General features: G+C 71.9%; 11 protein-coding genes. 6 read left to right on the top strand and 5 right to left on the bottom strand.

The genetic code is table 11. The features are described from left to right. Window positions 1-63: 63 nt before the first annotated feature. Together IEY63_RS14965 and IEY63_RS14960 are read right to left on the bottom strand one after the other, a co-directional pair. Entirely contained in the window at window positions 64-1,350 is a 1,287-nt protein-coding gene (locus tag IEY63_RS14965) for a VWA domain-containing protein (protein WP_229784736.1), read from the bottom strand. Continuing rightward, the gene (locus IEY63_RS14960) at window positions 1,343-2,218 is read right to left on the bottom strand and encodes an AAA family ATPase (protein ID WP_189069805.1); all 876 of its coding nucleotides are present in this window, start codon (window positions 2,216-2,218) and stop codon (window positions 1,343-1,345) included. The genes IEY63_RS14965 and IEY63_RS14960 overlap by 8 nt, the downstream gene beginning before the upstream one ends. Window positions 2,219-2,367: 149 nt before the next feature. Between IEY63_RS14960 and IEY63_RS14955 the strand changes: the two genes are divergently transcribed. Both IEY63_RS14955 and IEY63_RS14950 read left to right on the top strand, forming a co-directional pair. Beyond that, window positions 2,368-2,679: a hypothetical protein gene (locus tag IEY63_RS14955; RefSeq protein ID WP_189069804.1), complete on the top strand. Its 312-nt coding sequence runs from the start codon at window positions 2,368-2,370 to the stop codon at window positions 2,677-2,679. 171 nt (window positions 2,680-2,850) lie between these two features. Then, window positions 2,851-3,456, top strand: coding sequence for a hypothetical protein (locus IEY63_RS14950; protein WP_189069803.1), 606 nt, complete (start codon window positions 2,851-2,853; stop codon window positions 3,454-3,456). Window positions 3,457-3,518: 62 nt separating this feature from the next. Here IEY63_RS14950 and IEY63_RS14945 read toward each other — a convergent pair whose 3' ends face one another. Then, on the bottom strand, window positions 3,519-3,983 hold the full coding sequence (locus tag IEY63_RS14945; RefSeq protein ID WP_189069802.1) for an SRPBCC family protein: 465 nt from the start codon (window positions 3,981-3,983) through the stop codon (window positions 3,519-3,521). A 120-nt stretch (window positions 3,984-4,103) separates the two neighbouring features. Between IEY63_RS14945 and IEY63_RS14940 the strand changes: the two genes are divergently transcribed. After that, window positions 4,104-4,745: a nucleotidyltransferase family protein gene (locus IEY63_RS14940; RefSeq protein WP_189069801.1), complete on the top strand. Its 642-nt coding sequence runs from the start codon at window positions 4,104-4,106 to the stop codon at window positions 4,743-4,745. A 16-nt stretch (window positions 4,746-4,761) separates the two neighbouring features. Then, entirely contained in the window at window positions 4,762-5,952 is a 1,191-nt protein-coding gene (locus IEY63_RS14935) for a M24 family metallopeptidase (protein WP_189069800.1), read from the top strand. A 13-nt stretch (window positions 5,953-5,965) separates the two neighbouring features. On the opposite strand, the gene IEY63_RS14930 is transcribed toward IEY63_RS14935, so the two are convergent. Next, window positions 5,966-6,775 (bottom strand): metallophosphoesterase, encoded by an 810-nt coding sequence (locus IEY63_RS14930; protein WP_189069799.1) that lies wholly within the window; start codon window positions 6,773-6,775, stop codon window positions 5,966-5,968. Beyond that, window positions 6,772-7,062 (bottom strand): hypothetical protein, encoded by a 291-nt coding sequence (locus IEY63_RS14925; RefSeq protein ID WP_189069798.1) that lies wholly within the window; start codon window positions 7,060-7,062, stop codon window positions 6,772-6,774. The genes IEY63_RS14930 and IEY63_RS14925 overlap by 4 nt, the downstream gene beginning before the upstream one ends. 68 nt (window positions 7,063-7,130) lie before the next feature. Here IEY63_RS14925 and IEY63_RS14920 point away from each other — a divergent pair, with 68 nt between their 5' ends. Continuing rightward, entirely contained in the window at window positions 7,131-7,994 is an 864-nt protein-coding gene (locus IEY63_RS14920; protein WP_189069797.1) for a metallophosphoesterase, read from the top strand. Window positions 7,995-8,335: 341 nt separating this feature from the next. Beyond that, window positions 8,336-13,144: a glutamate synthase-related protein gene (locus IEY63_RS14915; RefSeq protein ID WP_189069796.1), complete on the top strand. Its 4,809-nt coding sequence runs from the start codon at window positions 8,336-8,338 to the stop codon at window positions 13,142-13,144. Window positions 13,145-13,171 lie beyond the last annotated feature (27 nt).

Raw genomic sequence — 13,171 nt, 5'->3', positions numbered from 1 at the left:
CGGCGCCGTGACCTCGGGCCGGCCGGTTCAGGTGAGTGCTCTGCTGCTGCGTGCGCGGTGCCCTCAGGATACCGGTGGCGCGGCGCCACGGGAGAGGCGCGCGGCGCGCAGGCGGCGGCCCAGGGCGTGCAGGTCCTCCGGGCCGCCCGCGGGCAGCAGGGCGTCCAGGTGCGGCAGGGCGGCCGCCACGGCCCGCTGCACGGGGCGGTAGCCGGGCGTGGCGGCCAGCGGTGAGAGCCACACGACGCCCGCCGCGCGCCGCCGCAGGTCCCGCAGGGCGCGCCCGACCAGGGCCGGGTCGCCGGTGTCCAGGCCGTCACTGAGGATCAGGATGACCGTGTCGCGGTTCACGCGGCCCCGCTCGTCCCGCGCGAGGCGCAGCAGGTTCTCCCCGATGCGCGTGCCGCCGCCCCAGGCGTCCCCCAGGTCCGGCAGGGTCAGCGGCTGCCCCGGCGCGGCGCCGCGGATCAGGGGGGTCAGGCGGGTCAGGGCGGTGCTGAACGCGTAGACCTCCACCCGCCGGGAGCGCAGGTGCAGTGCCTGCGCAAAACGCAGCAGCAGCGTGGCGTCCCGGCCCATCGAGCGGCTGCCGTCCAGCACCAGCAGAAAGCGCGGCGCGCGGCGCGGGCGGCCCAGCCAGCGCAGGTGCACGGCGTCCCCGGCGGTGCGGGCGGCGGCGTGCAGGGTGCGCCGCGCGTCCAGTTTCGGCCCGCGCGGCAGGGGGCGCAGGCGGCGGGCGCGGCCCAGTTCCAGCGCGCGGATCAGGCCCGTGGCGGCGCGCAGCAGGCCCGGCAGGTCGCCCGCGTCCACGCGCAGCGCCTCGCCCGGCGCGGCGTTCGGACTGACGCGCGCCTGCATGACCGGGGCGTCCTGCTCGTCGCCGTCCGGGCTGTCCAGCCCGTCTCCCAGGGCGTCCCCGTCGGGCAGGTCGCCCCCTGGATCGGCCCCGGCCTGCGGGGTGGGCGGCGCCGGCTCCTGGCGCTGGTCCGGGTCGGGACCCGGCTCGCGGTCAGGGGGCTGCTGCTCCTTCCCGTCCGGGTCCGGCTCGGTCGGTGCGGGCGTCTCCGGGAGCAGGGGCGGCAGGGTGGGCTGCGGCTGGCCGGCCGCGCGGAAGAACGCGTTGAATTCCAGGTCGAAGGTGCGGCCCTGCTCGGGACTGGCCGTCAGCACGGCCCGCAGCGCGCCCCGCACCTCGCGCCGCGAGAGGACATCCACCCACTCCAGGGCCCGCAGCGCGTCGCGCACCTCGCCCGGCCCGATCAGGAACCCGTGCTGGCGCCGCAACCGAGCGGCAAAGGCCGTTACCTGCGCGGCCAGCGACGGCGAGACGGACCGGGCGGCGTCAGCCACGCGCCTGCGCCTTTGCCGCCACCCCCTGCAGGGTGGGGGCGGCCAGCAGCTGATCCTCGCGCAGTTTCAGTACCGCGCCTAGCGTGGCCTGCAGGGCCCCGGCGTCCAGGTGGTCGGCATGCAGGCTGAGCAGCGCCGAGGCCCAGTCGAGCGTCTCGGCCACGCCCGGCGTCTTGCCCAGGGGCAGGGCGCGCAGGGCGTGCACGGCGTCTGTCACCTGCCGCGCCAGGGTCTCGTTGATGCCCGGCAGGCGCGACTGCACGATCAGCAGTTCCTGTGCGCGGCTGGGGTATTCCGTCCAGTGGTACAGGCAGCGGCGGCGCAGGGCGTCACTGAGTTCCCGGGAGCGGTTGCTGGTGAGGATCACGTGCGGGCGGCTCACGGCGCTCAGGGTGCCCAGTTCAGGCACGGTGATCTGCCACTCGGCCAGCAGTTCCAGCAAGAAGGCCTCGAAGGCGTCGTCGGCCCGGTCGATCTCGTCGATCAGCAGCACGGCGGGTTTCGGCTCGCGGATGGCCTGCAACAGGGGCCGGGGCATCAGGAACGTCTCGCCGTACAGGTCGTCGTCGGCCACGCCGTCGCCCCGCAGTTCCGCCGCGCGCAGGTGCAGCAGCTGCCGCGCGTAGTTCCACTCGTACAGCGCCGACTGCGCGTCCAGCCCCTCGTAGCACTGCAGGCGGATCAGGCGGGTGTCCAGCACGTCCGCCAGCGTCTTGGCCGCCTCGGTCTTCCCGACCCCGGCCGGACCCTCCAGCAGCAGCGGCTTGCCCAGGCCCACCACCAGCCGCAGCGAGGTCGCCAGGGCGTCCCCGGCCACGTACCCGCGCGTCTGGAAGGCGTCCTGCAACTCCTGCACGGCCGGGATCATGAGGCGCCCCGGGTCGTCTGACAGTGGTTCTTACCGTTCATGATCTGCGCTCCTGGTGAGGAAAAAACATCTGATGCCCGCATCTTAATCTTCTGACTGCCCGGGCGGACGTGACGCTCCGGTGAGAGGAGGCCGCCTACGCTCGGGGTATGACGCTGCCCCTGCTGCTGTGCGCCCTGATCGCCCTCACTGCGGGCCTGCACTTCGGCGCCCGCGCCGCCCAGGCCCGCCGCGCCCGGATGAGCCTGCTGCCGGCCCTGACCGCGCACGGCAGTATCACCTGCGCCCTGCTGATCCTGGCCGCGCTGCTTGATCCCACAGACAGCGGCCTGCTGTGGGCGGTCGTCGGGGCCGTCAGTGTGGCCGGACCGGGCCTGGGCGCCCTGTGGACCACGCGCCGGACCGCGCAGGGTGAACTGGACACCCCGGAGCCCCTCGCGCCGTCCGGTCAGGTGGCCTGAGCGCCCGGGCGCGCACGGACCGCGTGGCGCAACTGGCCGGGCCGCCACCCCGTACTGGGGGCAGGCGGCCCGGCCGCCGTGGTCTTCACTGCGCCTTTCGGCGGACGTGCCCGCCCGGCCCGGGCCGCTAAGCTGACCCCATCCGCCCCGCACCGGGGCCCCGGAGCACCCATGAGCGAGCGCCGCACCCGAACCCTGAACACGCTGATCCGCCTGGGCCGCGCCCTGGCCGACCCGGCCCCCGATCCCGTCGCGGACGCCACGCAGGTGGCGCGCCGCACCGTCAGCGCCCTGCGCGAACCCGTGGAGGAGGCCGGGGCGGGCCTGCGCGCCCGCGCCCGAGACCTGCGCGACCGGGCTTCGCAGCGCGCCGACGATCGCCTGGAGCGCCTGATCACGGAGCGACGGGGCGGCGCGCCCAGCGACCCGGAGGTGCTGGCGCTGCTCACCCGGCGCCGTGAGGCCCGCGAGGCCCGCCTGAGTCAGGAGGAGGCGCGGCGCACCCTGCTGGCCCGGGCGCAGACGCCCACGCAGCGGCAGGTGCTGCGCGCCGTGCTGGACGTCACCCCCTGGGCTGGGGGCAGCGCCGGAACCCTGCGGTATACCCAGATGCTTGACCGCCTGGCGCCCGGAGGGGACGCCGCGACCGAGATGAGCGTTCACCGCGCCATCTGGACCCTCGCGGAGGCCGGGGTGCTGGCCGTCTCGCCCCACGGCGAGGTGAGCGCCGTGCCGCCCCGCGCGCCGCTGGCCCTGCCCAGCACTGAACCGGGCTGAGGCCGCGCCCGGCTTCACGCCGGCAGCCGGGGCCACCCCGTGAAGCCGGGCGCCGCGCACGCCTAGGCCAGCGTGCCGGCGGAGGCACTCACGTTCGCACTCATGTTCTCGAAGGTCTTCGAGATCAGCTTCTGCGCCTGCGCGTCCAGCAGGCGCCCACCCACCGTGGCGACCGGGCCGCGCATGGTGGCGTCCCCCGTCCAGTCCAGCGTGGTGGTGCCGTCGCCGTTGTCCACGACGTTCGCGCCCGCCGTGAGATCCACGACGCTGCCCAGCCCGCCGCCCTGCACCTTCACGTTCACGCAGTTGGCCGCCTCATCGGGCAGCACCTCAATCTTGAACTTGAACTTGCCGCGCACCATGCCGACCCCCACCTGCACGGTGGCGTCCATGTGCGTCTGGTCGTGCACGACGACGTCCTGCACGTCCGGCAGGCAGCGCGCGACCCGTTCCGGGTCCTGCACGAACGCCCACACGGCGGCGGGCGACGCCTGCACCTTCTCCTGACCTGAGTAACTGAGTTTCATGCGTGACCTCCACGGGAAGGGAAGCGTGAGCCCGCAGCGGCGCGGGCAGAACCGGTTGACCTGACGCCCCGCATTGTAGGGGCGTGGGGGTTGCAGAAAGATTGGCCTACGATTCAGGGTATGCCCCCCTTCCCCCAGGATCCGGTCGCGGGCGTGCTGCTGGCCGCCGGGCGCAGCACCCGCATGGGCCGCCCCAAACAGCTTGAACCGCTGGCCGGGCGGCCCCTGGTCCGGCACGCCGCGCAGGCCCTCGCGGACGGCGGTCACGACACGCTGCTGTGCGTCCTGCCCCCCGGTGAGGTCGGGGAGGGCGTCCGGGCGGCGCTAGCGGGCCTGCCGTTCACGTTCGTGGTGAACCCCGACCCCGCGCGGGGCCTGGCGAGTTCCTTCCGCGTCGCCGCCGCGGCGCTGCCTGCGGGACTGGCGGCGAACTTCGCGCTGGCGGACATGCCGCTGCTGAGCGGCGCGGAGCACTCCGCGCTGCTGGCCGCGTTCCGGGACTCGGGCGCGCCGGTCGTGCTGGCCGAGTACGCCGGGCCCGGCACCGAACCGGTCCGGGCGCCCCCACACCTGTTCCGCGCCGATCTGCTGCGCGCCGTGCAGGACACCCCGGACGCCGATCACGGCCCCCGTCACCTGATCCGCCAGCACGCCGCGCAGGCCGTCACGCTGACCTTTCCCGCCCGGCTGCTGCTGGATGTGGACACCCCTGAGGGCCTCGCGCAGGCGCAGGCGATCCTGAGCGCACCGGCGCCCGACTGAATCTCTATCCTCTCGTATGGCACCCAACACGGCATTCCACGCGCTTCAGGACGGCAAGCGGCGGCAGGCGCAGGCGCTCCTCGAGCCGGGCGAGGTGTGGCTGATCGCGGCGCGCGAGTCGGGCGTGCGCCCGGAACCGGCCCTGACGCTCGTGGCGGGTGTGGATGTCACCTGGGACAGCCTCTTCCTGCTGACCCGCACTGAGGCGGTGGCGATCGTGGGCCGCTTCGACGCGGACGCCGTGCCGCCCGGCTGGACCGTGCACGGCTACGACGCCGATCTACGGGCTCTGCTGCGGGTCGAGGTCACGCGGCTGGGCGCGCGGCGCGTGCTGCTGAACATCAGCGAGGACGACCCCCTGTGCGACGGCCTGACCGCGGGCCTGGAACGCCGCGTGCGCGGCTGGCTGGCCCCCGCCGCTGACCTGCCCGCGCTGGCGTGGGACAGCGCCGCGCCGCTGCTGGGTCAGTTGCGGTCAGTCAAGACCCCCGAGGAACACGCCGCGATCCGGGAGGCCGTGGCCCTGGCGGAAGCCCACCTGCGCGAGATGGCGGCCGCTGCCCGGCCCGGCTGGACCGAACGGGACGTGGCGGCGTTCCTGCATGGGCTGTGCCGCCGCGACGGCGCCGAGCCCACCTGGGGCTGGGCGGCCTGCCCGAACGTGCACATCGGCCCGGACAGCCGGCCCTCGCACGCGCCGCCCGGTGAGCACGCCCTGCACCCCGGCGCGCTGCTGCACATCGATTACGGCGTGCGGCTGGCGCACGGGTACGGCTCGGACCTCCAGCGGGTGTACCGCCTGCCGGACGGTCAGCCGGTCGCGGACGCCGTGCAGGCCGCCTTCCGTGCATGCTGGGCCGCCATTCAGGCCGGTGCGGACGCCCTGCGCCCTGGCACGCCCGGGTACGCCGTGGACGCTGCCCGCGCCGCGCTGGTGAACGCCGGGTACCCCGAGTACCAGCACGCGCTGGGACACGGACTGGGCCGCGCCACGCACGACGGCGGCACCCTCCTGGGGCCCCGCTGGCCCCGCTACGGGCAGACCGTCGAGGGAGCGGTCCGTGAGGACGAGGTGTACACCCTGGAGCTGGGCGTCATGGTGCCCGGGCACGGCTTCATCGGCCTGGAAGAGGACGTGATCGTGCGGGCCGGTCCGCCCGAATGGCTCTCAGGGCGGCAGGACGACCTGCGGCCCCTGGGGGCCTGACCCGCGCCCCCGCTCAGCGGGACGGCGCGCCGGGCAGATCCACCGGCGTGACCGGCACCGGCTCGCCGAACCGGGCGTACCGGCGGCCCCGGCTAGGGTCCCCGCGCCCGCACAGGACCGTCACGTTCGGCAGGCCGTGCACGTTCACCTCTGCGACCGCCAGGCGGCCCGTGTCGTACGCGCCCAGGTCCAGGTACACGTGGCGGCCCAGGCGGCAGGGAATCGGGACGGGCGTGTGCCCGTGCACGGAGTACGTGACCCCTTCCGGCAGCGGGAAGGGCCCCTCGAAGGGCCGCAGCCACAGCGCCGCCGACAGCGGGTTGAGGTGCTGCGGGTGCCGCACGGGCGGCGCGGCGTGCGACACGAGCACGCTGGGATGCGTGGGCGGCTGGTCGTGAATCTCCCCGTCCGCCGTGACGTACACCACGCGCTTCAGGACGCCCAGGTACTCCTCCAGCAGCGGCGGGAACTTCTCCAGGGTCAGGCCGCCCAGCTCCGTGCGAACCGTTTCACCCCCGGCCTTCATCCACCACTGGAAGCCCTCCATGGCGCGGCGGTAATCGCCCAGGTCGTGCGTGCCTAGGTACTGGCGGTAGTACTTCACGCCTTCTTGCATCATGCGCTCGTGGTTGCCCATCAGCAGCGTGGCGCGCCCGGCGCGGTGCAGGTCCATCAGGGTCCCCACGACCGCCATGGAGCGCGGGCCCCGGTCAACCGCGTCACCCAGGCCCAGGTAGTGCGCGTCCGGGAACTGATGCAGCGCGGCGCGCAGCAGGTCCGGCCGGCCGTGCAGGTCCGGGATGATCAGCACCTGGCGGGTCAAGCGCGGCCCCCGGCGGGGCTGTCGTCCTGCTCGCCGCTGTCGTGCTCGTCACTGAAGTCCAGCAGGGTCTGCTTGCTGCGTTCACGCAGCGCCCGCGCGGCGTCCGGGTCGGGCGTGAACGTGACAGCGCCCGCGTGTGTGCTGACGCGGTAGCCGGCCCCGTCGGCAGCGCCGGGAAGCCACTCGGCGGGCAGCTGGTAGGTGCGGCCGCGGGTGTCCTCCACGTCCGCGAGGCCCGCGTCCTCGTCCAGAACGTCGATGACAAGCTGCAAGTCGGGCACCTTCATACCGGGTAGTCTAGCGCCTGCACCTTCCGGCGGACGCAGCGGCCCGGGGGAGGGTGTAGGGTGCAGGCGTGAGGGTCACGAGGCGCGCGGTCCTGCGCTCCCTGCTGGGCGGCGGGGCGGCCGTGGCCCTGGGGGGCGGGGCGGGGGTCGCGCAGGGCTTCGAGTTCAGCGTGACGCGCCACGCGCGCGCCCTGCCGGGCCTGCGCGCCCCGCTGAGCGTCGCGTTCCTGACAGACCTGCATTACGGCCTGTACATCGGCGCGGGCAGCGTGGCCGCGTGGGTGGACGCCACGAACGCCCTGCAACCGGACGTGGTGCTGCTGGGCGGCGATCAGCTGGACGCCCGCATGGACCGCCCCGAGGACCCGCTGCTGCGTGAACTGGCGCGGTTGCAGGCGCCACTGGGCAAGTACGCGGTGTGGGGCAACCACGATTACGGGAATTTTGGCCGCGCGGGGCGCCGCTACGGTCGCCGCCGGGCGGACTGGCAGGCGCGGCGCGAGGCCTTCGCGCAGGCGCTGGCCGGGGCGGGCGTCACCGTCCTGCGCAATGAGGGCCGCGCGCTGCGTGACGACGTGTGGGTGGGCGGCGTGGATGACATGTGGTTCGGGCAGCCGGACATCCCGGCCGCGCTGGCCGGGGCGGGGGACCGGGCGACGGTCCTGGTCATTCACAATCCGGACCTGCTGCCCGACCTGCCGGGTCCGGCGGGGCTGGTGGTATGCGGGCACACGCACGGGGGTCAGGTGCGCTTCCCCCTGATCGGGGCGCCGGTCGTGCCCAGCCGGTATGGGCAGCGGTTCGCGATGGGCTGGGTGAAAGGCGCGTATGGGTCGCCCGCGTTCGTGAGTCGTGGCCTGGGCATGAGCGGGGTGCCGCTGCGGAACCTGTGCGAGCCGGAAATCGCGCTGCTGCTGCTCTCGCCGCCCTGAGCCCCCGGCCGGGCTGAAGGCCGCCGTCAGGGGCTTGCACCGCTGGGGAAAGTATGTATGGCAGCGCTTCCAGAGGCATGTTCTGGTCCTCGCCGGTACTGCGCAGGTGTGCGCCTCAACCGGCCCTCTGCTCCCACCCGGTTGCGCGACCGACACATTTGACTGGCATTTGTTGCCCGTTTCTGGCAAAACCGTGCACTTTGATCGAAAAATGATGCGGGCCACCTTTAGCCCCGTTATAAACAACGACCCTGCATAGACATGCGCCCGTCTGTATCGTAATTCCAGCAGCCTGCACCCCGCAGGCGGATGCGAGTCACGAGCGAGATGGGAGCGTCAACATGAACAGAACAGACAACCGGGTGACGCCGGCTGAAGCGCCGCACACCCCCGCCACCCCCGCGAGCGGCGCGGAACTGAACCTCGCCCGTGAGCAGGGCCTGTACAGCGGTGCCGAGCACGACGCCTGCGGCGTGGGCTTCGTCGCGCACATCAAGGGCCGCAAGAACCACGCCATCGTGCAGCAGGGCCTCAAGATCCTCGAGAACCTCGACCACCGCGGCGCGGTCGGCGCCGACCCCCTGATGGGCGACGGCGCGGGCATCCTGATCCAGATTCCCGACGAGTTCTACCGCGCCGAATTCGCCGCGCAGGGTGTGACCCTGCCGCCCCTGGGCGACTACGGCGTCGGCATGATCTTCCTGCCCAAGGAGATCGCCTCGCGCCGCGCCTGCGAGCAGGAACTCGAACGCGCCATCGTCGCCGAGGGGCAGGTCGTGCTGGGCTGGCGGGACGTGCCCGTCAACCGCGAGATGCCCATGAGCCCCGCCGTGCGGGAGAAGGAACCCGTCATCCGGCAGGTGTTCGTCGGCGCCGGACCCGACACGCTGGTCCCCGACGCGCTGGAACGCAAGCTGTACGTCATCCGCCGCCGGGCCAGCAACGCCATCCGCGCGCTGAACTTCACGCACGGCGCCGAGTACTACGTGCCGTCCATGTCGTGTCGCACGGTCATCTACAAGGGTCTGCTGCTCGCCACGCAGGTCGGCGAGTACTACCTCGACCTGCAGGACGAACGCGTGGTCAGTGCGCTTGCCCTGGTTCACCAGCGCTTTTCCACGAACACCTTCCCCGAGTGGCCGCTGGCGCACCCCTACCGCATGGTCGCGCACAACGGCGAGATCAACACCGTCAAGGGGAACTTCAACTGGATGCGCGCCCGCGAGGGCATCATGCAGAGCCCCGTGCTGGGCGACGACCTGAAGAAGCTCTACCCGATCTCCTTCGAGGGCGAAAGCGACACCGCCACCTTCGACAACGCGCTCGAACTCCTGACGCTGGCCGGCTACCCCATGGCGCACGCCGCCATGATGATGATCCCCGAGGCCTGGGAGCAGAATGCCAACCTCGACCCGCGCCGGCGCGCGTTCTACGAGTACCACGCCAGCATGATGGAGCCCTGGGACGGCCCGGCCGCGATGGTCTTCACCGACGGCCGACAGGTCGGCGCGACCCTGGACCGCAACGGCCTGCGCCCCGCCCGCTACGTGCAGACCCGCGACGATCTGGTCATCCTGGCCAGCGAATCCGGCGTGCTGCCCGTCCCCGAGAGCAAGATCGTGAAGAAGTGGCGCCTGCAACCGGGCCGCATGTTCCTGATCGACTTCGAGCAGGGCCGCATCATCGAGGACGACGAACTGAAAAACCAGTTCGCGTCCGCCAAACCCTACGCGCAGTGGGTGGAGAACACCCGCTTCCGCCTGGACGACAGCGAGGAGACCGGCACGGTCGGGCAGTTCCGCGAGTCGCTGCTGGACCGCCAGCAGGCCTTCGGGTACACCCAGGAGGACCTGAAGTTCCTGATGGGCCCCATGGCCCTGACCGGCGAGGAAGGCATCGGCAGCATGGGCAACGACAGCCCGCTGGCCGTGCTGTCCGGCAAGAACAAGCCGCTGTTCAACTACTTCCGGCAGCTGTTCGCGCAGGTCACCAACCCGCCCATCGACCCGATCCGCGAGTCGGTCGTCATGAGCCTCGTGTCGTTCGTGGGGCCGCGCCCGAACCTGCTGGACATCAACGCCGTGAACCCGCAGCTGCGCCTGGAAGTCGAGCAGCCCATCCTGGACTTCGACGACATGGCCCGCGTGCGCAACATCGAGGAACACACCCGCGGGAAGTTCAAGGCGTACGACCTCGACATCACCTACCCCGCCGAGTGGGGCGCGCGCGGCGTGGAAGCCAAACTGGCGACCATCAACGCCTGGGCGGTGGACGCCATCGAGAGCGGCCACAACATCATCGTCATCAGTGACCGCCGCGTGGACCGCGAACGCGTCGCGATTCCCAGCCTGCTGGCCCTGAGCAGCATCCACCACCACCTCGTGAAGGCGGGCTTGCGCATGAAGGTCGGTCTGGTCGTCGAGACCGGCGACGCCCGCGAGGTGCACCACTTCGCCGCGCTCGCCGGGTACGGCGCCGAGGCCATCCACCCGTACCTCGCGCTGGAAACCCTGATCAACCTGCACACCGACGTGCCCGGCATGCCCGCCCTGCACGGCATCGACGCGCACAAGGCCATCTACAACTACATCAAGGCGATCGGCAAGGGCCTGAGCAAGATCATGTCGAAGATGGGCGTCAGCACGTACATGAGCTACTGCGGCGCGCAGCTGTTCGAGGCGGTCGGCCTGAAGACCGACTTCGTGCAGAAGTACTTCTACGGCACGCCCACCCAGGTCGGCGGAATCGGCATCTTCGAGGTGGCGGAAGAAGCCCTGCGCAACCACCGCGGCGCGTTCAGCGACGACCCCGTGCTGGCCCAGAACCTCGACGCGGGCGGCGAGTACGCGTGGCGCGTGCGCGGCGAGGAGCACATGTGGACGCCGGACTCGATTGCCAAGCTGCAGCACTCGGTGCGCAGCGGCAACTACGCCACGTTCGAGGAGTACGCCCGGATCATCAACGACCAGAGCAAGCGCCACATGACCCTGCGCGGCCTCTTTGAATTCCGCACCGACGGCGTGACCCCCGTCCCGCTGGAGGAGGTCGAACCCGCCAGCGAGATCGTCAAGCGCTTCGCCACGGGCGCCATGAGCCTCGGCTCGATCAGCACCGAGGCGCACACCACCCTGGCCGTCGCCATGAACCGCATCGGCGGCAAGAGCAACACCGGCGAGGGCGGCGAGGACCCCGCCCGCTACGAACGCGAGATGCGCGGCGAGACGCTCGGCGAGGGCCACACCCTCGCCAGCATCCTCGGCGAGAGCCGGGTCGAGGTGGACTACCCGCTGGAACCCGGCGACAGCCTGCGCAGCAAGATCAAGCAGGTCGCCTCGGGTCGCTTCGGCGTCACCACGAACTACCTGACGAGCGCCGACCAGATCCAGATCAAGATGGCGCAGGGCGCCAAGCCCGGCGAGGGCGGCCAGCTGCCCGGCGGGAAGGTCAGCGAGTATATCGGCTTCCTGCGCCACAGCGTGCCCGGCGTGGGCCTGATCAGCCCGCCCCCGCACCACGACATCTACTCCATCGAGGACCTCGCGCAGCTCATCCACGACCTGAAGAACGTGAACCCCCGCGCGGACATCAGCGTGAAACTCGTCTCCGAGGTCGGCGTGGGCACCATCGCCGCCGGGGTCGCCAAGGCCAAGGCCGACCACATCGTGATCGCCGGGCACGACGGCGGCACCGGGGCCAGCCCCTGGAGTTCCATCAAGCACGCCGGGTCGCCCTGGGAACTGGGCCTGGCGGAGACGCAGCAGACCCTCGTCCTGAACCGCCTGCGCGACCGCGTGCGCGTGCAGACCGACGGGCAGCTCAAGACCGGCCGCGACGTCGTGATCGCCGCGCTGCTGGGCGCCGACGAGTTCGGCTTCGCCACCGCGCCGCTGGTCGCGCAGGGCTGCATCATGATGCGCAAGTGCCACCTGAACACCTGCCCTGTGGGCGTGGCCACGCAGGACCCGGTGCTGCGCGCCCGCTTCCAGGGCAAACCCGAGCACGTCATCAACTTCTTCTTCTTCATCGCCGAGGAAGTCCGCGCCATCATGGCCAGCCTGGGCATCCGCTCCTTCGACGACCTGATCGGCCGCGCCGACCTGCTCGACACGAAAAAGGGCATCGAGCACTGGAAGGCGCAGGGCCTGGACTTCAGCCGCGTCTTCTACCGCCCCGAAGTGCCTGAAGAGGTCGGCGTGCGCCACCTCCACACCCAGGACCACGGCCTGAGCGGCGCGCTCGACCTCCAGCTCATCGAGAAGTGCCGTCCCGCCTTCGAGAAGGGCGAGAAGGTGCACTTCCTGCAGGACGTCCGCAACGTCAACCGCACCGTCGGCGCGATGCTGTCCGGCGAACTGACCCGCGTGCGCCCGGAAGGGCTGCCGGACAACACCGTGTTCGTGCAGATGGAAGGCACCGGCGGCCAGAGCTTCGGCGCGTTCCTCGCCCCGGGCTTGACCCTGTACCTGATCGGCGACGCGAACGACTACACCGGCAAGGGCCTCTCCGGCGGCCGCGTGGTCGTGCGCCCCAGCATCGAATTCCGCGGGAAGGCCGAGGAGAACATCATCGTCGGGAACACCGTCCTGTACGGCGCGACCAGTGGTGAGGCCTTCTTCCGGGGCGTGGCGGGCGAGCGCTTCGCCGTGCGCCTCAGCGGCGCCGAGGCCGTCGTGGAAGGCACCGGCGACCACGGCTGCGAGTACATGACCGGCGGGACCGTCGTCGTGCTCGGCCAGACCGGCCGGAACTTCGCGGCCGGCATGAGCGGCGGCGTCGCCTACGTGTACGACTTGGACGGCAGCTTCGAGAAGCGCTGCAACACCAGCATGGTGGACCTGCACCCCCTGCTGCCCGAGGACCAGCAGCTCGCCCAGACGGGCGGCGCCCTGCACCTGGGCCAGAGCGACGAGGCGCACCTGCGCCGCCTGCTCGAAAGCCACCACAAGTGGACCGGCTCGCAGCGCGCCTCGGAACTGCTGGACGACTGGGAGGCCACCCTGAAACGCTTCGTCAAGGTCTTCCCGAAGGAATACCAGCGCGCCCTGCGCGAACGTGCCGAGGCTGGCACCGTGCAGGCCGCCGACACCACCAGCATGCAGACCGCGCAGCCCACCAATCCCGTGGCCGCGCAGGGCACGCTCACCAAGTAACCCCCTTCCGCGCCCCGCCCACACGGG

The sequence above is a fragment of the Deinococcus radiotolerans genome (assembly GCF_014647435.1).
GTDB lineage: Bacteria > Deinococcota > Deinococci > Deinococcales > Deinococcaceae > Deinococcus > Deinococcus radiotolerans.
The sequence above is the reverse complement of the archived record's forward strand: the minus strand, read 5'-3'. Positions and strand labels throughout refer to the sequence as shown.

Coding starts and splice junctions, on each gene's coding strand:
- IEY63_RS14925 (WP_189069798.1), bottom strand. CDS start 7,062: ATGAAGGTGCCCGACTTGCAGCTTGTCATCGACGTTCTGGACGAGGAC.
- IEY63_RS14960 (WP_189069805.1), bottom strand. CDS start 2,218: ATGATCCCGGCCGTGCAGGAGTTGCAGGACGCCTTCCAGACGCGCGGG.
- IEY63_RS14945 (WP_189069802.1), bottom strand. CDS start 3,983: ATGAAACTCAGTTACTCAGGTCAGGAGAAGGTGCAGGCGTCGCCCGCC.
- IEY63_RS14915 (WP_189069796.1), top strand. CDS start 8,336: ATGAACAGAACAGACAACCGGGTGACGCCGGCTGAAGCGCCGCACACC.
- IEY63_RS14955 (WP_189069804.1), top strand. CDS start 2,368: ATGACGCTGCCCCTGCTGCTGTGCGCCCTGATCGCCCTCACTGCGGGC.
- IEY63_RS14940 (WP_189069801.1), top strand. CDS start 4,104: ATGCCCCCCTTCCCCCAGGATCCGGTCGCGGGCGTGCTGCTGGCCGCC.
- IEY63_RS14935 (WP_189069800.1), top strand. CDS start 4,762: ATGGCACCCAACACGGCATTCCACGCGCTTCAGGACGGCAAGCGGCGG.
- IEY63_RS14950 (WP_189069803.1), top strand. CDS start 2,851: ATGAGCGAGCGCCGCACCCGAACCCTGAACACGCTGATCCGCCTGGGC.